We start from the raw sequence: 17,824 nt of genomic DNA, 5'->3' as shown, positions 1-17,824 counted from the left end.
GTCAGCCGGCCAGCTAGTCAGCTTTTCTCGCGATCTCGGCAAGCACTGCTTCGGCCGCGATCTCGCCGGAGGGTCGGGAGGTTGCCATGCGTCGGGCGACTTCCGCAAAACCGTCCTTCTGCCAGGCGCGGAAGCCGGTGTCCTCAAAGAGCGCCTCAAGCTGCCGGGCCAGGTTTTCAGGCCGCACATAGCGATCATAAAATTCCGGCACGATTGCGCGATCCGCAATCAGGTTGGGCAGAAGTGCGGACCATACGGTGACCATGCCCTGCAGGACCCTGGCGATGGCGTCGAGCTTGTAGGCCGAAACCATTGGCACTCCCGACAGCGCCAGCTCGAGCGACACTGTGCCCGAAGCGATCAGCGCGGCATCGGCCTCTCCAAAGGCCTGCCATTTGCGCGACGGCTCCAGGATGATTTCGGGCTGCTGTTCCCAGCCGGCAACGGCGGCATGGACAGTTTCGGCCACGTGCGGCACGGTAGGCAGGAGAAGCCGCAGGCGGTGGCCACGCGCACGCAGCGCCGTCACCGTCTCGCCGAAAGGCTCCAGAAGACCCCTAACCTCGCCGCGGCGGGAGCCGGGCAGCAGAAGCAGCGTCTTTTCCCGCGAGGCCCAAAGGTCGCGCGGTTGCGCCTGAGCGGCGGATGCAGCGATCACACCCGGCTCCTGCGTCAGCCGGTGGCCGACATAGGTGCCCGGAGGACCCCCGAGGCGGTCGAGTTCCGAAACTTCGAACGGCAGGATGCACAGTACCCGGTCGACATGCGGCCGCATGGCCTTGGCTCGCCCCGGCCGCCACGCCCAAACGCTGGGGCAGACATAATGGACGATGGGAATGTCGGGGTTCAGCGCGCGCACCTTGGTGGTGACGCGCAGCGAAAAATCCGGGCTATCGATGGTGATGAGGCAGTCTGGCTTCGAGGCGGCGATTGCCCTGGCCGTTTCGCCAATGCGGCGGATCAGCCGCGGCAGGTCGCGCAGGATCGCGGTAAAGCCCATCAGGGCGATCTCGCTGCCGTCGAAAAGCGGGTTCAGGCCCAGCGCCTGAAGGTGGCGGCCGCCAATGCCAACCAGTTCCACATCGCGCCCCGTGGCGCGCTGCAAGGCGCGAACGAGATCTGCGCCAAGGAGATCCCCGGACTCTTCTCCGGCCACGATTGCAATTTTTAGCGGCGGCGAAACCGTCATTTCCGCTCACCGGCGGTCAGGCCGATAACGAACAGCCCGAGCTCATCCGCGCGCTTCACCATCTCGCCGTAGTCGAGCACGAAGGCGCTGCCGGCCTCCACGCCAATGCCGGCAAGGCCGGCCGAGTGGGCGCCCTCGACGGTGGTCGGCCCGATTGCGGGCAGGTCGGCCCGCCTCTCCTGCCCCGGCTTGGCGCACTTCACCAGAACCCCCCGTTTCCTGCCCGCGAGGCGGCCATGGTCACGCATGTCGGCCACGCGCGCAAGCAGACAATCCGTGCCTTCGATGCCCTCCAGGGCGATAACGCGGCCGCCGACGGAAACCGCGCCCTGGCCGATATCCAGCCGGCCGATAGCCAGCGCCGCCTCCAGACCGGCATCAAGATCCGCCCAATCGGCTTTCTGCGGCGCTGCGCGCGTCATGAGGCCGGAGGGCGCGAGCAGGTCGGGCACGACCTCATGCGCGCCCACGACCTTGAGGCCAAAGCCTTCCAGGCCCTTGACGAGAGCCGACAGCAACCCGTCGTCGCCACGCGTCAGGGCGGCGATTGCCCGCGGAAGTATTCTCAACAGCATGAGGCTGGGGCGCACCTTCTGCCATTTCGGGCGACGGTCTACGCCGCCGGCCAGGATGACATGGGTGACACCGCGGCGTTTCAGCATCGGCACGAGGCCGGCAAAGTTTTCCAGTTCGAGGAAATCGTGCTCGCAAGCGGCCAGCGGAGATGCGGGGTCTGCCTCGCCCTCGATCATGGCCACGAAGGGCGCATGGCCGCTTGCGACCAGGCGCTCGGCCACGTTGATGGGCAGTCTTCCGCTGCCCGCGACGATACCTACCCTGTCTCCGGGAGCAAGCTTGATCCGGATCTCCGGCTCAGTCCTGATCGTCGGCGTCGTCATCGACGGCACCCTTCACTGGCGGAACGGTGTAGTGGCGCTTGCCGCGGTCGCTGATGAAATCGACGATCAGCATCGCGGTCGGCGAATCCGCAAACTCAGCCCGCGCGATCTCGATATTCTCGCTGACGGGACGGCTGCGGTCGAAGATCGTTCTGTAAGCGCGCAGCAACGTGTTGATTTCCGCCTTCGACATGCCCGAGCGCCGCAGGCCGACCATGTTGAGGCCGCGCAGCTTCGCGCGGTTACCCACGGCGATGCCGAAGGGAATCACGTCGCCCGCGATCATGGAGCCGCCGGCGAGGAATGCGTTGCGGCCGACGCGCACGAACTGGTGCACCGCGCTCAGGCCGCCAATGCCGACATTGTCGCCGATCTCGCAATGGCCGGCCAGCGTGGCGCCGTTGGCGAAGGTGACGTTGTTGCCGATGACGCAGTCATGCGCGACATGGCAATAGGCAAGGAAGTTGCAGTTGTCGCCGACGATGGTTGCGCCGCGCGAATTGTCCGTACCGGTGTTCATGGTGACGAATTCGCGGATCGTGCAGTTGTTGCCGATCGTCAGCGTCGTGCGGCCGCCCTTGTGGCTCATGTTCTGCGGCAAACCGCCCAGCACGGCCTGCGAGTGCACGGTGCAGTTCTCGCCAAGGGTGGTGGCGCCGAGGACGGTGACATGGCTGATGAGCCGCGTGCCCGCGCCGATCACCACCTCTGGGCCGACATGGCAGAATGGCCCGATGTGTGCGCCGGCACCAAGCTGCGCTCCCGGCTCGACAACGGCCGATGGATGGACGAAGGTTTCAGTCTGCATAAATTCTCGCTGGTCAGGCCGTGGGCGGCGACATCATCGCCGAAATTTCCGCTTCCGCAGCCTTTGCCCCGTCAACCATGGCTTCGCAAGCGAAACGCCAGATATTGCCGCGCTTTTTCAACTTCTTCACATGGATGTGAAGACGATCGCCCGGAACCACCGGCCGCCTGAACTTGGCGTTGTCGATGGTCATGAAATAGACGAGCGACGGCTTGTCGTCGCCCTGGCTCTTGATGCAGATCGCGCCGGCGGTCTGCGCCATCGCCTCGATGATGAGCACGCCCGGCATGACTGGCTGGTCCGGGAAATGGCCGGCGAAATGCGGCTCGTTGAACGTGACGTTCTTGATGCCGACCGCGGAATTGTCGCCGTCGATGTCGACAATCCTGTCCACCAGCAGCATCGGATAGCGGTGCGGCAGCAACTTCAGAAGACCGAGAATATCGACAGCTTCGAGTGTCGTTACGGCGTTATCGGCCATGTTCGTCTCACCCCCTCTTGGGCTTTGATGACAATTTGCGGATGGTGGCAACATCGCGCATGAATTCCATCATGGGCCGAGCCGGCAGGCCAGCCCACACTTCGCCGGCAGGCACGTCGTTCATGAAACCGCTGGCAGCGGCCAGCTTGGCGCCGCTACCGATCGTGAGGTGATCGGCAAGGCCGACGCGACCGCCCATCATGACGTAGTCGCCGATGGTGACGGAACCGGAAATGCCGCAGTGCCCGGCAATGATGCAGCCGCGGCCGATGCGCACGTTGTGGGCGATCTGGACCAGATTGTCGATCTTTGTGCCCTCGCCAATGATCGTATCGGCCATGGTGCCGCGGTCCACCGTGGTGTTGGCTCCGATCTCGACGTCGTCCTGGACGATGACGCGGCCGATTTGCGGGATGCGTTCGGGCCCGCGGGCGCCGCCGACGAAGCCGAAGCCCTCGCGGCCGACGCTGGCGCCGCTGTGGATGACGACGCGATTGCCGACGAACGCACACTGGACGCTGGCATTCGGGCCGACATAACAGTCGCGACCGATCTGCGTATTGGCCGCAATCACGGCGTTGGGGGCGATGATGGTGCCGGTGCCGATGGCAACGCCGGGACCGATCACCGCGCCAGCCTCGACGATCACCCCGTCTTCAAGTTTCGCGCTGGCATCCACATATGCGCGCGGCGAGATACCGGTCTCGCCGGTCATGGTGCTGGGCGTAGCGGCAGCGGGGAACAAAAGCCGGCCGACCTGGGCGAAAGCCACCTGCGGCTTGGGCGTAACCAGAACCGCGATTCCCGAAGGAATCAAACCGCTTATATCCGGCGTGCAGAGCACCGCGGCAGCGCGAAGCCTCTCCACGCTGCCGGCATTGCGCTTGCCTTCGATGAAAACCAGGGCGTCGCTGCTGCCTTCACTGGCGGGAGCAATGGTGGAAACCACCTTCTCGGCAAGGCTGGCATCGACGAGCTCCGCGCCGGTGAGGTTCGCGATCTCAAGCGCCGTGAAACGGCGCGACGGCACGAAGAAGACCGGGTCGGACATGTGTACCTTTTCTTCCGGGCCCAGACGGCCCGGAAGTTTGCCAGCTTTCGATCAGAAGCGGGTCGAAATACCGAAGTTGAAGTTCTGCACCGCATCCCCATCCTGCTTGACGACCGGGATGGCGTAGTCGACGCGCAGCGGACCGAACGGCGAGGCCCAGATCAGGCCGGCGCCAATCGATGCACGCCATTCCATGCCCTTGCCGACGATGTCCACACCGCCCTGACTGACAGGAATCTTGTTGCCGAACAGGGTGGCCGCGTCGGCGAAGACTGCGCCGCGCAGCCCGAGGCTCTCCGGAATGACCGGGAGCGCGAACTGAGCTTCGGCCGAAGCATTGAGATAGCTGGTGCCGCCGACATGATCGTCGTTCCGAGGATCGTACGGGCCGATGCCGCCATATTCGAAACCGCGGATCATGCGATCATTGCTCTGGAAGTGATCGAAGATACGCAGATTGTCGGAACCGTAGCCCGCGACGTGACCGCCGCCAACGCTCGCCAGACCGACGATGTCATACTCTTCCGACAGGGTCTGATAGTAGCTGCTGCGGCCGGTGACCTTCACAAACCTGGCATCGCCGCCAAGACCCGCCACTTCCGTGGTCAACGCCGCGTAGATACCCGAATGCGGGTTCTTCATGTCGTCGATGGTGTTGTAGAGCAATGTGCCGGAAACCGACGATTTCACCCACGGGCTGTTCTTGACGCCGTCGACGATGGCCGGAGAAATCTCATCAGGACCGCAGGGCGCGGCCTTGGTTGGATCATCCGACTCCTTACCGGCGTTCTCGACCGTGCAATCGCCCCGGAACTTGTACTTTTCCTGGGTCAGGTTGTAGGCGAGCTGCGTCGACAGGGTTTCGGTAATCGGAAGGCCGAAGCGGACCGTGCCGCCGTTCAGCTCGTTCTCGTAGTTGGTGAAGGTACGGGTCTGACGATAGACGTCGAAGCCCGCCGCGACGCGGCTGCCCAGGAAATAGGGCTCGGTGAACGAGACCATGAAGTCGCGCGCGTTCCGGCCGCCACCGGCCGAGAGGCGGATATACTGGCCGCGGCCGAGGAAATTGCGCTCGGTGATGGAGCCTTCCACCGACGGGCCGGGCGCCTCGCCGCCAGAGGTGTAGCCGGCGCCGATCGAGAACTCCCCGCTGGCCTTCTCCACCACATCGACGACGAGCACGACCTGATCGGGCTCGCTGCCTGGCGCGGTCGAAACCTGAACGCTCTCAAAGAAACCAAGGCCCTCAAGGCGCTTCTTCGCACGCTGGATCAGCACCTGATTGAAGGCATCGCCTTCGCTGACGTCGAACTCGCGGCGAATCACATAGTCGCGGGTGTAGTCGTTGCCACGGATCTCGATGCGCTCGACATAGGCCTTTGCACCCTGGTCGATGGTATAGGCGACCGAGATGGTGTGGTTCTGGAAGTTGCGGTCACCGCGCGGCGTGACCTGCGCGAAGGCGTAGCCCTTGCCCGCAACCGATTCCGTCAGCGCGATGATCGATTCCTCGACATTCTTGGCGCTGTAGACGCCGCCAGAGCGGGTCTTCACGATCGACTGCAGCTCGGCCGCATTGAGTTCGGGGATCGAGGTCTCGACGGCAACATCGCCGAAGGTATAGCGATCGCCTTCGTCGACCGTGATGGTCACGGTGTAGGTGTTGGTCGCCTCATTGAGGTCGCCGGACGCCGAGACCACGCGGAAATCGGCATAGCCACGGTTGTAGTAAAAGCGGCGAAGCGCCTCTTCGTCGGCACGCAGGCGCTGCTCGTCATAGACGTCGTCGCGCAGCAGGAAGGACAGGATCGTCGACTTCTTGGTCGAGATCACATCGGCCAGGCGGCGCGAGCCGAAGGCGTGATTGCCGACGAAATTGATCGCGGCGATCTTGGTGCGCTCGCCTTCCTTGATGTTGAAGACGACGTTGACGCGGTTTTCGCCCAGATCCATGACCTGCGGGGTCACCGTAGCGTCGTTGCGGCCGATACGGCGATAGGACTCGCGGATCGCCTCGGCGTCAGCTTCCATCGTCGCGGTCGAGAAGGCGCCGCGCGGCTTGAGCTGCACCGTACCGGAGAGCTGCGCGTCCTTGATCTTCTTGTTGCCCTGGAACAGGACCTGATTGACGACCTGCAACTCGGAAACCTGCACGACCAGCGTGGAGCCCACCTGGTTGATGCGGACGTCGGAGAACAGCCCGGTGGCGAAGAGGCGCTTTACGGCCTCGTCGATATCGGCGGCGGAAAACGACTTGCCGGGACGAACGGCAACGTAGTCACGAATCGTCGACGCCTCGATGCGCTTGTTGCCCCGCACTTCGACATTGCTGATAACCGCAGCCGAAGCGACCGAAACAGCGGAAAGCTGCACGACGGCGGCCCCCGGAACGGCCAAAGAAGCGGACATAGCCACCGCGGACGCGGCGCTTAGAAAATTCGATGCTGCCTTCATCGGGCTATTATACCTTTTTCTCGTAGTCCCCACGGCGAGAAAACCGGACGTGCGGCCAATTTCCCCTACCGTATTAACCGGATTTTCCCTACACGCAAGGCTTCTGGTTAATTTGCATTTACTTAGCGTTCCCGCGTGACATTCGCGTCACGCATATCGACGCGGATGGTAAACGCCCTCTCAACGAGCCCCTGCGCTGGCCAAATTTCTTCATAAATTTCAGCATCCAAACAGATCGTTCCAGAAAACGAACATCATGAAGCCCAAAACGATCAGCATGCCGATTCGATAGAATGTCTCTATCATCCGCTCCGGCACCGGGCGACGGATGACTGCCTCCACGCCATAGAAGAGCAGATGGCCGCCGTCCAGCGGGGGAATCGGCAACAGGTTGAGAAATCCAATTCCCACAGACAGGAAAGCGACGAGCTGGACCAGCCATTCGAAGCCGAGCTTGGCCGCCTTGCCCGCCATGCCGGCTATCTTGACGGGGCCGCCGAGCTGGCACTTGTCCTCGCGACCGACCACGAAACGCTGCAGGAACTGTCCGGTACGGGCAATGATGGTGCCGGTTTCGTTCACCGCCTCGACGAAGGCGCTGACCGGGCTGTAGTGGATGATCCGCGGTCGGCCGAGCTGCTCGTCGTTGACGACGCCGATGACCCCGACCTTGAGCTTGTTGCCGAGCGCGTCGGTCTGCTCCATCGGCTCGGGCGTGGCGGTCAGGGTGATTTCCTTGCCGCCGCGCAGCATCATGAAGACTGTCTTTTCGCCGGTCCTGCCCGAAACCAGGCGCTGGACATCCGAAAACGTCTCCACCCGCTCGCCTTCAACGCTGACGAACCGGTCGCCGGGCTCGAAGCCCGCCACGGCGGCCGGGCTGTCGGGCCGCACCTCGGCTACCATCGGCTCGGAGACAAAGCGCCCATAGAGCGAGAAAATTACGGTGAAGACGGCGATCGTGAGCAGGAAGTTGAACAGCGGCCCGGCGAACACAGTGGCGGCGCGCTTCCAAACCGGCTGGGTGTGGAAGGCTACCTTGCGCTCGGCTTCGGACAAGGCTTCGGCGCCTTCGGCATCTGGGGCGCTCGTCACGTTCATGTCGCCGACGAACTTGACGTAGCCTCCAAGAGGGATGGCCGAAAGCTTCCAGCGCGTTCCGTGCCGGTCGTTGAAGCCGATCAGTTCCGGGCCGAAGCCGATCGAGAAGGCCTTAATGCCGATGCCGCACCAGCGGCCGACCAGATAGTGCCCCATCTCGTGCACGAAGACGACGACCGTCAACACGAAGAGGAACGGGATAATCGTGCCGAAAAGCAGGCTGCTGGTGCCGAACATCGCCGGAAGTATCTCGTTCAATGTCATGCTCCCAAAACAAATCGTCCCGCCAAGCGCGCGTCGCGAGTGTCATGCCGATCCCGGCAAATCCAAGGCGCCCGCTCGCCTATTCCGGCCCGGGAGGCTGACTAGCGGGGGAACAACCCGCCAACCGGATCCGCGACGCCGCCAAGCAGCATGCCGATGAAGTACAGCGCGAAGGCCGCCGCAACAAGCCCGTCGACGCGATCCATGACGCCGCCATGGCCGGGAATGAGATGGCTGGAGTCCTTTACGCCGTGTCGGCGCTTGACCCATGATTCGAACAGGTCGCCGATCTGCGAGATCACGGACAGGAGGATCGCCACCGGCAGGATGACGAGCAGCGAGGCGCCAGCCCAAACCGCCACCGCCAGGCCGGCAGCCACGCCGCATGCCGTGCCGCCAATGGCGCCGCTCCAGGTCTTGCCAGGAGAGATCGAGGGAGCAAGCTTCGGGCCGCCGACGGCGCGGCCGACGAAATAGGCAAGGATGTCCGTCGCCCACACCACGGCAAACAGGAACAGCACGGCTATCAGCCCCGTCTGGCCGCTCCCGCGCAGAAATGCCAGCGAGATGCCGGACAGGCCGGCATAGGCGAGACCGGCGGCAGTCCAGTTGCCCTGCCCGCGCACGAGGCCGAAGCCGGCGGACACCAGAACGGCACCGGCCAGCGCAAGCAGCACCCCGCCCGCAGGCAAACCGCCAAGCAGCGCCAGCAGAACCACGGCGAGCAGAGCCGCCGAAAACCACTGATGCGCGCCATTGGCTTCGGTGCGCGACATGGCGCACCATTCATAGAAGATCGCCAGCGAAATGGCTGACGACAGGACGCGGAACGGCAGGCCGCCGAGCCAGGTGAGGCCCAGCACCACCACCGCCATGACGATGCCCGAAATGACGCGAAGCTGCAGGTTGCTCATTTGTCTGGTGCTCAAGATGCCGCGCCGCTGGCGAGCAAGCCGCCGAAACGGCGCTCGCGGGAGGCGTACTGCTCCAGCGCCTCGGCCAGATGGCTCTTGGTGAAATCGGGCCAGTAGCAAGGCATGAATACGAGTTCACTATAGGCTGCCTGCCAGAGCAGGAAGTTGGAAAGGCGCATTTCGCCGCTGGTGCGGATCACCAGATCGGGATCGGGGATTTCGGCGGTGTCGAGAGCAGCGGAAACGGTTTCGACGTCAATGTCTTCAGGCGCAAGAGTTCCGGCGGCAACCCGCTCGGCGATCTTGCGCGCCGCGCGCGCGATTTCGTCGCGGCCGCCATAGTTGAATGCGATGACCAGATTGATGGCGGAATTGCCGGCGGTGAGCGCCTCGGCTTCGTGCAGCAGTGCCGCAATGTCGGGCTGCAGGCCGTCGCGCTCCCCGATGATGCGCACCCTCACCCCGTTCTGGTGCAATTCGGCCAGATCGCGGCGGATGAATATGCGAAGCAGCCCCATCAGGTCGCTGACTTCGGATTTCGGCCGAGACCAGTTCTCCGAGGAGAAGGCGTAGACGGTCAGCCAGGAAATTCCCTGGTCTGCGGCAGCCCGCACCGTCTGGCGAAGCGCTTCCACGCCTGCGCGATGGCCAGCGACGCGCGGAAGCCCGCGCGCCTTTGCCCAACGGCCGTTTCCATCCATGATGATCGCGACATGCGCAGGCGTCGTCATATCTTCGCTTTCATGCCGCCGGCTTGGCCAGTCACGCCTCAGACCTGCATGATCTCGGCTTCCTTCCCGGAAAGAAGGCTGTCGATCGTGCTGATCGTCTCGTCGGTGAGCTTCTGGACCCGATCCGACTGCGTGCGGGAATCGTCCTCGCTGATCTCGCCGTCCTTCTGGGCCTTTTTGAGATGGTCCATGCCATCGCGGCGCACGTGGCGCACCGCCACGCGGGCGTTCTCGGCGTAGGTGTGAGCGATCTTGACGAGTTCCTTGCGGCGCTGCTCGTTGAGTTCCGGCAGCGGAATGCGCAGCGTGGTGCCGTCGACGATCGGATTGAAGCCGAGATTGGATTCGCGAATGGCGCGGTCGACAGCACCCACCATCGACTTGTCCCAGACCGAGACCGAGATCATGCGCGGTTCGGGTACGGAAACGGTGGCCACCTGCGTGATCGGCATGGCCGAGCCATAGGCCTGGACCTGGATCGGATCGAGCAGGTTGCTGGACGCGCGCCCGGTTCTCAGCGATGCCAGGTCGTGCTTGAAGGCGTTGATCGCGCCTTCCATGCGCCTCTGGATGTCGTTGAAATCTGCCCCGTTGCTCATCTCTTACTCTCCTTGACCTTAAGTCCGTCAGGCCATCACTGCGGTTTACGTTTCGGCGACGACCGTGCAGCGGCCACCGCCCCTGAGGATTTCACCGAAACCGCCCTGCTCGTGTATCGAGTAGACGATTATCGGAATGTTGTTTTCGCGCGCAAGCGCAATTGCTGCCGTATCCATGATTGTCAGCCCCTTGGCGATCACCTCGGCATGGGTAATGCGGTCGTAGCGCGTCGCGGTGGGGTCGATCTTCGGATCGGAGGAATAGACGCCGTCAACCTGCGTGCCCTTGAACAGCGCATCGGCGCCGATCTCTGCCGCGCGCAGCGCTGCGGCCGAATCGGTGGTGAAGAAGGGATTGCCGGTGCCGCCGGCGAAAATCACGACCTTGCCCGCGTTCATATAGGCGGTCGCCTGGCGCTGGGAGAAGCTCTCGCAGAGCTCCGGCATGGCAATTGCCGAAAGCACCACCGCGTCGACGCCCTGCTTGACCAGCGAGGTGCGCAGCGCAAGCGAATTTATGACGGTGGCCAGCATACCCATGTGGTCGCCGGTCACGCGGTCGCCGCCCTTGGAGGCCACGGCCACGCCGCGAAAGATATTGCCGCCACCGATGACGACGCCGACTTCGACGCCCAGGGCCCGGGCCTCAGCGATATCGGAGGCGATGCGGTCCACCACCGAAACGTCGATGCCGAAATGCTGCTCACCCATCAGCGCCTCACCCGACGCCTTCAGCAACACACGCCGGTACAAGGGTTTGACCGTCATCCTGTCCTCGCTGGATCTTTTGTTTGTTTAAATGAAATGCACGCCGGCGCGAGGCGCCGTGCAGCCAACCGGCATTGCAAGCTGCGATACACGAAGGGCACCGCGTTGTCACGCGATGCCCTGTTCGTCAACCGTCAATTAGGCTTGAAGAGTGTTACTGCTTCGCCGCAGCCGCAACTTCAGCCGCAAAGTCGGATTCCTGCTTCTCGATGCCTTCGCCGAGGGCGAAACGCAGGAAACCGCTGATCTTGGCCGGAGCGCCGATTTCCTTCTCGGCTTCCTTGAGAGCTGCCTCGACCGTCAGGTCGGGGTTCAGCACGAAGCCCTGCTTCAGCAGAACGACTTCCTCGTAGAACTTGCGCAGGCGACCTTCGATCATCTTCTCGATGACGTTCTCGGGCTTGCCCGATTCGCGGGCCTGCTCGGCGAAGATCGCCTTTTCGCGGGCGACGACGGCAGGATCGATCTGCTCGGCGTTCAGGGCCAGCGGGTTGGTGGCGGCAACATGCATGGCCACCTGGCGAGCGAAAGCGCGGGCGGCATCGGCATTGCCGGTGGTCTCGACGGCCACCAGAACGCCCAGCTTGCCGAGGCCCTCGGCAACCGAGTTGTGGACATAAGTCGCAACCGCGCCCGCCGGAACCGACAGCTTGGCCGCGCGGCGGAAGCTGAGGTTCTCGCCGATGGTGCCGATTGCATCCTTGATCGTGTCGGCGACGGACTTTTCGGAACCCGGATAGGGGGCAGCGGCAACGGCGTCGCCCTCGCCCTCGATGCCGAGCGCGACCTGGGCCACGTTGCGGACGATCTCCTGGAAGGCATCGTTACGGGCCACGAAGTCGGTCTCCGAGTTGACCTCGACGACGACAGCCTTGTTGCCGTCGCCGGCAACGCCGATCAGGCCTTCGGCCGCGGTACGGCCGGCCTTCTTGTCGGCCTTGGCGATGCCCTTGGCCCGCAGCCAGTCGACTGCGGCTTCCATGTCGCCGCCGGTCTCGGCCAGCGCAGCCTTGCAATCCATCATACCCGCGCCGGTCATATCGCGGAGTTCTTTGACCTGTGCTGCTGAAATGCTCATTCTTTAGCCTCTTTGTTAGAAATGCGTGGGCGCACCACCGACTTTTCGATGATGCGCCTGACGCCTGCGCGACAATGCGCGCCCGATCCGGGAAAAATCGGGGGCCGGGCCACGGCCCCCGGCGCCATTACGCCTCGGGGGCGGTGCTTTCCGGCGCCTCGTCGAGCGTCGGCTCGACCGGGGCTTCGGCGGAAGCGCCGACGTCCATGCCCAGCGCGCCCTGCTGGCGGGCGATACCGTCGATGGCGGCGCGAGCGATCAGATCGCAGTAGAGCGAGATCGCGCGGGCGGCGTCATCGTTGCCGGGGATCGGGAAGTCGACCTTGTCCGGGTCGCAGTTGGAGTCGACGATGGCGACAACCGGAATGCCGAGGCGCTTGGCCTCGAGGATCGCGATCGCTTCCTTGTTGGTGTCGATCACGAACATCAGGTCCGGCGTCGAGCCCATGTCCTTGATGCCGCCGAGGGCCTTGTCCAGCTTCTCGCGCTCGCGCTCGAGGTTCAGACGCTCCTTCTTGGTGAAGCCCTGGGCTTCGCCAGCCAGCAGTTCGTCAAGCTTGCGCAGGCGCTGGATCGAGTTGGAGATCGTCTTCCAGTTGGTCAGCATGCCGCCGAGCCAGCGCGAGTTGACGTAGTACTGGGCCGAACGCTGCGCGGCGTCGGCAACGATGTCCGAAGCCTGGCGCTTGGTGCCGACGAAGAGAACGCGGCCGCCCTTGGCAACCGTGTCGGAAACCTGCTTGAGAGCCTGATGCAGCAGCGGAACCGACTGCGACAGGTCGATGATGTGGATGTTGTTGCGGGCGCCATAGATGTAGGGCGCCATCTTCGGGTTCCAGCGGTGAGTCTGGTGACCGAAGTGAACGCCAGCTTCCAGAAGCTGACGCATGCTGAAATCAGGCAGAGCCATTGTTCTTTATCCTTTCCGGTTGGCCTCCACGGACATCCGACATTTCGAGGGAGGTTTGCGCCATGAAGCCCATGGCCTCCGCCTGCCCTTTCCATGCCACCGGAGGTTTCAGCCGGATTTCTCCCGGCGGACACCAAAGTCCGTGTGTGGAATGGGGGCGCATATAGAGGGATGACGGCGGAAAAGCAAGCACAGCCGGCGCCGTCTGGTGGATTTCAATGCGCCTTTGCCTCCAGCGCTCGCACAAGGGGCGCAGCCGCGCTGCCGCAGGCCCCCCGCTATTTGCTGCAGACCTGGGTGGGCGTATCGAAAAGGGTGAGGTCGACCAGCTTGCCGGCCATGGAGAACTCGCCATAGTCCATGACCAGGTCACGCGTCAGCCCGTTCTCGTGCAGCTTGAAGCTGATGCGGTATTCCGGCACCTCTTCCCCGCCCCCGGAGCTTTCATCGAAATAGGCGATGTCGACCGGCCAGTATTTGTCCTTGGCCAGGGTCTTCAACGCCCCCGTTTCCGGATCGGCCTTGTCGACCCCGGCCTGCTTGCCGACGACGATGGTGGTGGTCATGACCTTGTCGGCGTCCTCGGAACCATCGAACAGGCTGGTCTCGTAAAAAGTCTCGCCAGCCTTGGCCTTGTCGATCAGCTCGACCAGGTGCTGGGTGGGAAATTGCGTTGCGGGCAGTTCAAGCGTGCTCTTTTCCGGCCTATCCATGGCGACCTTGACGCCGTTCGCTTCGCGCGTGGCCATGCCCTTCACCTCGTGATCGAGATGCTGGTCAACGAAGGACTTGGTGACGAAGCTGAATGTCTTGCCGTCGGCATCCTCGAAGGTAGTGGTCTGCTGATCTGTCATGCGCGCGTTCCCGCCGGTCGCGATCTGGGTGACGAATCGGAACTTGACCGTGTAGCCTTCGCAGGGAGAGCCGTTGAACTCATACACCATCCGGCCGGCGAGGCTGGAAATGCCGGAGCGGTCGGAAGCCTTGTCGAGAGACAAGTCGTAGACGGCGCGATGCGGCACCAGGGGAGCACCGGCGAAAGCCGGAACGACGCCCAAGGCAAGAGAAGGGACCAAGGCGAGAAGGGCAAGGCGCGATGCGCGCATGGAGACGCTCCGGTGGCGCGATCCCCACGGACCGCTGATGAGGTCAGTTTTAAAAAAAGTCGTGGCGGAAGCTAGGCAAAAATAGCAGTTTGCGCGCGACAACCAATTTCCAACCCAAGACATAGGGAATGACTATGACCGACACAATCGAAAACCGGCTTAGCCAGCTCGGCGTTACCCTGCCTGTGGCTTCCGCGCCGGCGGCCAACTATGTGCCTTTCATGCAGAGCGGCAACCTCGTGTTCACCGCCGGCCAGTTGCCGCTGAAGGACGGCAAGCTGGGGGCCACCGGGCTGCTCGGCCAGGACGTTGACACCGCCGGCGGCCAGGAAGCCGCCAAGCTTTGCGCCATCAATGTTCTCGCGCAGATCAAGGCCGCCCTGGGCGACCTGGAGCGGATCAAGCGCCTGGTGAAGATCACCGTCTTCGTGGCTTCGGCGCCCGGCTTTGCCGAACAGCACCTCGTGGCCAACGGCGCGTCGGACTTCCTCGTCGCCGCGCTGGGCGAAGCGGGCAAGCATGCGCGCTCGGCTGTGGGCGTGGCGATGCTGCCGCTCAACGCCTCGGTCGAAGTCGAAGCCATTGTCGAAGTCGCCTGAGGCAAGTGGAACCATGACCGACCTGTCCTGGCTGGTGGCGCGGCCGATCGCGCATCGCGGCTACCACGACCTCAACAAGGCCGTGTGGGAGAACACGCTATCGGCTTTCGACCGTGCCATCGACCGGGGCTACGCCATCGAATGCGACGTGCATCTGTCGGCAGACGGCGTGCCCGTCGTGTTCCATGACGACGACCTGAAGCGGCTGGCGCGCACGGAAGGCTATGTCTGGCAGCGCACCGCCGCCGAAATGGGCGCACTGCGCATCGGCGGCACGGCCGATTATGTTCCCACCCTGCAGCAACTGCTCGATCATGTCCGCGGCCGCGTGCCGCTGGTGGTCGAACTGAAGGGCATTCCCGGCCGGGACGAAGGCCTGGTGGAAAAGGTCTGTGCGCTACTCCATGCTTATCGTGGCGAGGCGGCAATCATGTCCTTCGACCACTGGCTGATCCGCCAGTTTCCGGCGCATGCCGGCACGATTCCAACTGGCCTGACCGCCTACGGTACCAAGGACCACGAGTTGGAGGCGCATTTCTCCATGCTCGCGCACGACATCTCGTTTGTGTCTTACAGCGTGTCCGACCTGCCCAACCGCTTCGTGCGGTTCGTGCGCGAAAGGCTGCACATGCCTGTCATCACCTGGACGGTGTGCACCCAGGCAGGGGTGGAGCAGACCTTCGCCCATGCCGACCAGATGACGTTCGAAGGTTTCGAGCCGGATCCGGTGCGGGCGGCCTGAATGTGCCGCCCGCCTCTTGTACTGTCGAAAGGGCCACGTATCTAAACCCTCATGGACAGCACGCGGGACGGCGATAGGACAAGAGCGGATGGCGACTACGCCATCCGCGTCGCGGACGGGATGGGCGGTTTCACCAAGGCGGAGTGGGACAGCCTGACCGGGACTTCACGCGGCGATTCATCCGCTCCGTATAACCCGTTCATTTCATTCGATTTTCTGAAAATTCTGGAAGATTCTGGCTGCGCCGTGCGTCGCGCGGGTTGGATGGGACACCATCTGCGCCTCGAAGACCCGCACGGCATTCTGCTTGGCGCGGTGCCCTGCTATCTGAAATCGCACAGCCAAGGCGAATACGTCTTCGATCACGGCTGGGCCGACGCGTTCGAACGTGCCGGAGGGCGCTATTATCCCAAGCTGCAGGTTTCCGTGCCCTTCACGCCTGCAACCGGTCCGAGGCTGCTCGCAAGCCGTTCAGCCGATGCCGGCTCCGTCAGGGCCGCCCTCGCCTCCGGGCTCAGGCTGGTGACCGAGCGGCTCGGCGTGTCGTCGGCCCATGTCACATTCGCCACGCGGGATGACATGGCGGCGCTGAGCACGGCCGGCTTCCTTACCCGCACCGACCAGCAGTTCCATTTCTTTAACGAGGGGTATTCGAGCTACGAGGGTTTTCTGGAAACGCTCGCCTCGCGCAAGCGCAAGTCCCTGAAGAAGGAGCGGCGCGAGGCGCTGGCGGCAGGCATCGAAATTGACTGGCTGACCGGCAGCGATCTCACCGAACGCGTCTGGGACGACTTCTTCGCCTTCTACATGGATACCGGCAGCCGCAAATGGGGCCGGCCCTATCTCAACCGCACCTTCTTTTCGTTGGTTGGCGAACGGATGCGCGACGATGTGCTGCTGGTGATGGCGCGGCGCAACGGCCGCTATGTGGCCGGCGCCATCAACTTCATCGGCTCCGACACTCTCTACGGCCGCAACTGGGGCTGCATCGAAGACCATCCCTTCCTGCACTTCGAAGTCTGCTACCACCAGGCGATCGACTTTGCGATCTCCCGCGGGCTCAGGGTCGTCGAAGCCGGCGCCCAGGGCGAGCACAAGCTGGCGCGAGGTTACCGGCCGGTCACCACCCAGTCTGCCCACTACATCGCTCATGCCGGCCTGCGCAATGCGGTCGCCGCCTATCTCGAGCGCGAGCGCGAGGAAGTGCGGGAGATCGGCGAATATCTGGACGAGCACCGGCCGTTCCGGAAGGACCTCTCCCCTCGTGACGACTAGGTTTCAGTGCACCACGGTCTTTGAAAACAGGTTGATGATGCCAACCCCCACCACGATGAAGCCCATGCCGACCAGCGCCGGCAGGTCGAGCGCCTGGCGGAACCAGATCCAGCCGATTGCGGTGATGAGGACGATGCCGGCCCCGCTCCAGATGGCATAGACGATGCCGATTGGCATGCTGCGCACCGCAAGCGACAGGAAGTAGAATGCCAGCGCGTAGCCGATGGCGGTGGCCACTGACGGCAAAGGCCGGGTGAAACCGTGCGTCTCCTTCAACGCCGCGGTTGCCATGACCTCGAAGACGATGGCGACGACCAGAAAGACATAGTTCAACTGCATTCGCATTCCTGACCGGTTGATTGCGGGAAGCCCCCGAAACGACTATGACGCGAACACGCTGACGACGAGAGGGCAGATGATGAGATACGACGATACCAATGTGTTCGCCAAGATCCTTCGCGGCGAACTGCCGGCGCACAAGGTCTATGAGGACGAGCACGCGATTGCGTTCATGGATCTGATGCCACAAGGCACGGGCCACACGCTGGTGGTGCCCAAGGCGCCCTCGCGCAACCTTCTCGATGCCGACCCGGCAACCTTTGGCCCCCTCATGGCCGCCGTTCAGAAGATCGCCCGCGCTGCAAAGCGAGCCTTCGAAGCTGACGGCGTGACCGTGATGCAGTTCAATGAACCCGCCGCTGGCCAGACGGTCTTCCACCTGCACGTCCACATTTTGCCGCGGTTCGAGGGCGTGGCGCTGAAGCCCCACACCGGGCAGATGGAACAGCAGGAAGTGCTGGTCGCGAACGCCGAGAAGCTGCGCGCCGCCCTGGCTTCCGCCTGAGTCGACCTTTC

At 63.5% G+C, this 17,824-nt stretch carries 19 protein-coding genes; 4 read left to right on the top strand and 15 right to left on the bottom strand.

All coding sequences use genetic code 11. The features are described from left to right. Window positions 1-13: 13 nt before the first annotated feature. The 14 genes from lpxB to ABLE86_RS13855 all read right to left on the bottom strand — a co-directional run bounded on the left by lpxB (window position 14) and on the right by ABLE86_RS13855 (window position 14,353). Complete coding sequence (lpxB, locus tag ABLE86_RS13920) at window positions 14-1,189, bottom strand: lipid-A-disaccharide synthase (RefSeq protein WP_348779547.1); 1,176 nt, start codon at window positions 1,187-1,189, stop codon at window positions 14-16. Beyond that, window positions 1,186-2,088, bottom strand: coding sequence for a UDP-2,3-diacylglucosamine diphosphatase LpxI (gene lpxI, locus ABLE86_RS13915; protein WP_348779546.1), 903 nt, complete (start codon window positions 2,086-2,088; stop codon window positions 1,186-1,188). The genes lpxB and lpxI overlap by 4 nt, the downstream gene beginning before the upstream one ends. After that, on the bottom strand, window positions 2,063-2,896 hold the full coding sequence (lpxA, locus tag ABLE86_RS13910) for an acyl-ACP--UDP-N-acetylglucosamine O-acyltransferase (RefSeq protein WP_348779545.1): 834 nt from the start codon (window positions 2,894-2,896) through the stop codon (window positions 2,063-2,065). The genes lpxI and lpxA overlap by 26 nt, the downstream gene beginning before the upstream one ends. 13 nt (window positions 2,897-2,909) lie before the next feature. Next, the gene (gene fabZ / locus ABLE86_RS13905) at window positions 2,910-3,377 is read right to left on the bottom strand and encodes a 3-hydroxyacyl-ACP dehydratase FabZ (RefSeq protein WP_348779544.1); all 468 of its coding nucleotides are present in this window, start codon (window positions 3,375-3,377) and stop codon (window positions 2,910-2,912) included. Window positions 3,378-3,384: 7 nt separating this feature from the next. Continuing rightward, the gene (gene lpxD, locus ABLE86_RS13900) at window positions 3,385-4,428 is read right to left on the bottom strand and encodes a UDP-3-O-(3-hydroxymyristoyl)glucosamine N-acyltransferase (RefSeq protein ID WP_348779543.1); all 1,044 of its coding nucleotides are present in this window, start codon (window positions 4,426-4,428) and stop codon (window positions 3,385-3,387) included. A gap of 51 nt (window positions 4,429-4,479) precedes the next feature. After that, window positions 4,480-6,882 carry an outer membrane protein assembly factor BamA gene (gene bamA / locus ABLE86_RS13895; RefSeq protein WP_348779542.1) on the bottom strand — a complete coding sequence of 801 codons (2,403 nt, stop codon included), beginning with the start codon at window positions 6,880-6,882 and terminating at the stop codon, window positions 4,480-4,482. 219 nt (window positions 6,883-7,101) lie between these two features. After that, entirely contained in the window at window positions 7,102-8,241 is a 1,140-nt protein-coding gene (gene rseP, locus ABLE86_RS13890) for an RIP metalloprotease RseP (RefSeq protein WP_348779541.1), read from the bottom strand. Between the two features lie 107 nt (window positions 8,242-8,348). Continuing rightward, on the bottom strand, window positions 8,349-9,161 hold the full coding sequence (locus tag ABLE86_RS13885) for a phosphatidate cytidylyltransferase (protein ID WP_348779634.1): 813 nt from the start codon (window positions 9,159-9,161) through the stop codon (window positions 8,349-8,351). A gap of 11 nt (window positions 9,162-9,172) precedes the next feature. Continuing rightward, on the bottom strand, window positions 9,173-9,934 hold the full coding sequence (locus ABLE86_RS13880; RefSeq protein ID WP_348779633.1) for an isoprenyl transferase: 762 nt from the start codon (window positions 9,932-9,934) through the stop codon (window positions 9,173-9,175). Next, window positions 9,931-10,491 carry a ribosome recycling factor gene (gene frr, locus ABLE86_RS13875; RefSeq protein ID WP_348779540.1) on the bottom strand — a complete coding sequence of 187 codons (561 nt, stop codon included), beginning with the start codon at window positions 10,489-10,491 and terminating at the stop codon, window positions 9,931-9,933. Before frr ends, ABLE86_RS13880 begins: the two co-directional genes overlap by 4 nt. 45 nt (window positions 10,492-10,536) lie before the next feature. After that, the gene (gene pyrH / locus ABLE86_RS13870) at window positions 10,537-11,259 is read right to left on the bottom strand and encodes a UMP kinase (protein WP_348779539.1); all 723 of its coding nucleotides are present in this window, start codon (window positions 11,257-11,259) and stop codon (window positions 10,537-10,539) included. A gap of 154 nt (window positions 11,260-11,413) precedes the next feature. After that, entirely contained in the window at window positions 11,414-12,337 is a 924-nt protein-coding gene (tsf, locus tag ABLE86_RS13865; protein ID WP_348779538.1) for a translation elongation factor Ts, read from the bottom strand. 127 nt (window positions 12,338-12,464) lie between these two features. Beyond that, window positions 12,465-13,247, bottom strand: a complete 783-nt coding sequence (rpsB, locus tag ABLE86_RS13860) for a 30S ribosomal protein S2 (protein ID WP_348779537.1) — start codon at window positions 13,245-13,247, stop codon at window positions 12,465-12,467. A gap of 278 nt (window positions 13,248-13,525) precedes the next feature. Beyond that, window positions 13,526-14,353, bottom strand: a complete 828-nt coding sequence (locus tag ABLE86_RS13855; protein ID WP_348779536.1) for a cell envelope integrity EipB family protein — start codon at window positions 14,351-14,353, stop codon at window positions 13,526-13,528. A 134-nt stretch (window positions 14,354-14,487) separates the two neighbouring features. Between ABLE86_RS13855 and ABLE86_RS13850 the strand changes: the two genes are divergently transcribed. From ABLE86_RS13850 to ABLE86_RS13840, 3 genes are read left to right on the top strand one after another with little or no spacing between them, the layout of a single operon-like run. Next, window positions 14,488-14,952, top strand: coding sequence for a RidA family protein (locus ABLE86_RS13850; RefSeq protein WP_348779535.1), 465 nt, complete (start codon window positions 14,488-14,490; stop codon window positions 14,950-14,952). A 13-nt stretch (window positions 14,953-14,965) separates the two neighbouring features. Next, complete coding sequence (locus ABLE86_RS13845; protein WP_348779534.1) at window positions 14,966-15,694, top strand: glycerophosphodiester phosphodiesterase; 729 nt, start codon at window positions 14,966-14,968, stop codon at window positions 15,692-15,694. 51 nt (window positions 15,695-15,745) lie between these two features. After that, a complete protein-coding gene (locus ABLE86_RS13840; RefSeq protein WP_348779533.1) occupies window positions 15,746-16,969 on the top strand; it encodes a GNAT family N-acetyltransferase in 1,224 nt (407 codons plus the stop codon). Between the two features lie 3 nt (window positions 16,970-16,972). Here ABLE86_RS13840 and ABLE86_RS13835 read toward each other — a convergent pair whose 3' ends face one another. Further along, a complete protein-coding gene (locus ABLE86_RS13835) occupies window positions 16,973-17,302 on the bottom strand; it encodes a multidrug efflux SMR transporter (protein WP_348779632.1) in 330 nt (109 codons plus the stop codon). An 85-nt stretch (window positions 17,303-17,387) separates the two neighbouring features. Here ABLE86_RS13835 and ABLE86_RS13830 point away from each other — a divergent pair, with 85 nt between their 5' ends. Beyond that, a complete protein-coding gene (locus tag ABLE86_RS13830; RefSeq protein WP_348779631.1) occupies window positions 17,388-17,813 on the top strand; it encodes an HIT family protein in 426 nt (141 codons plus the stop codon). Window positions 17,814-17,824 lie beyond the last annotated feature (11 nt).

It is taken from the genome of Mesorhizobium sp. KR2-14 (assembly GCF_040049255.1).
Lineage (GTDB): Bacteria > Pseudomonadota > Alphaproteobacteria > Rhizobiales > Rhizobiaceae > Pseudaminobacter.
Note: the sequence above shows the minus strand (reverse complement) of the source record. Positions and strands in the feature narration are given on the sequence as shown.

Bases quoted from the DNA above. Each gene is read 5' to 3' on its own strand.
- lpxD (WP_348779543.1), bottom strand. From the start codon at position 4,428: ATGTCCGACCCGGTCTTCTTCGTGCCGTCGCGCCGTTTCACGGCGCTT.
- lpxB (WP_348779547.1), bottom strand. From the start codon at position 1,189: ATGACGGTTTCGCCGCCGCTAAAAATTGCAATCGTGGCCGGAGAAGAG.
- frr (WP_348779540.1), bottom strand. From the start codon at position 10,491: ATGAGCAACGGGGCAGATTTCAACGACATCCAGAGGCGCATGGAAGGC.
- tsf (WP_348779538.1), bottom strand. From the start codon at position 12,337: ATGAGCATTTCAGCAGCACAGGTCAAAGAACTCCGCGATATGACCGGC.
- fabZ (WP_348779544.1), bottom strand. From the start codon at position 3,377: ATGGCCGATAACGCCGTAACGACACTCGAAGCTGTCGATATTCTCGGT.
- bamA (WP_348779542.1), bottom strand. From the start codon at position 6,882: ATGAAGGCAGCATCGAATTTTCTAAGCGCCGCGTCCGCGGTGGCTATG.
- ABLE86_RS13855 (WP_348779536.1), bottom strand. From the start codon at position 14,353: ATGCGCGCATCGCGCCTTGCCCTTCTCGCCTTGGTCCCTTCTCTTGCC.
- ABLE86_RS13850 (WP_348779535.1), top strand. From the start codon at position 14,488: ATGACCGACACAATCGAAAACCGGCTTAGCCAGCTCGGCGTTACCCTG.
- ABLE86_RS13830 (WP_348779631.1), top strand. From the start codon at position 17,388: ATGAGATACGACGATACCAATGTGTTCGCCAAGATCCTTCGCGGCGAA.
- ABLE86_RS13845 (WP_348779534.1), top strand. From the start codon at position 14,966: ATGACCGACCTGTCCTGGCTGGTGGCGCGGCCGATCGCGCATCGCGGC.
- ABLE86_RS13840 (WP_348779533.1), top strand. From the start codon at position 15,746: ATGGACAGCACGCGGGACGGCGATAGGACAAGAGCGGATGGCGACTAC.
- lpxA (WP_348779545.1), bottom strand. From the start codon at position 2,896: ATGCAGACTGAAACCTTCGTCCATCCATCGGCCGTTGTCGAGCCGGGA.
- lpxI (WP_348779546.1), bottom strand. From the start codon at position 2,088: ATGACGACGCCGACGATCAGGACTGAGCCGGAGATCCGGATCAAGCTT.
- rpsB (WP_348779537.1), bottom strand. From the start codon at position 13,247: ATGGCTCTGCCTGATTTCAGCATGCGTCAGCTTCTGGAAGCTGGCGTT.
- ABLE86_RS13885 (WP_348779634.1), bottom strand. From the start codon at position 9,161: ATGAGCAACCTGCAGCTTCGCGTCATTTCGGGCATCGTCATGGCGGTG.
- pyrH (WP_348779539.1), bottom strand. From the start codon at position 11,259: ATGACGGTCAAACCCTTGTACCGGCGTGTGTTGCTGAAGGCGTCGGGT.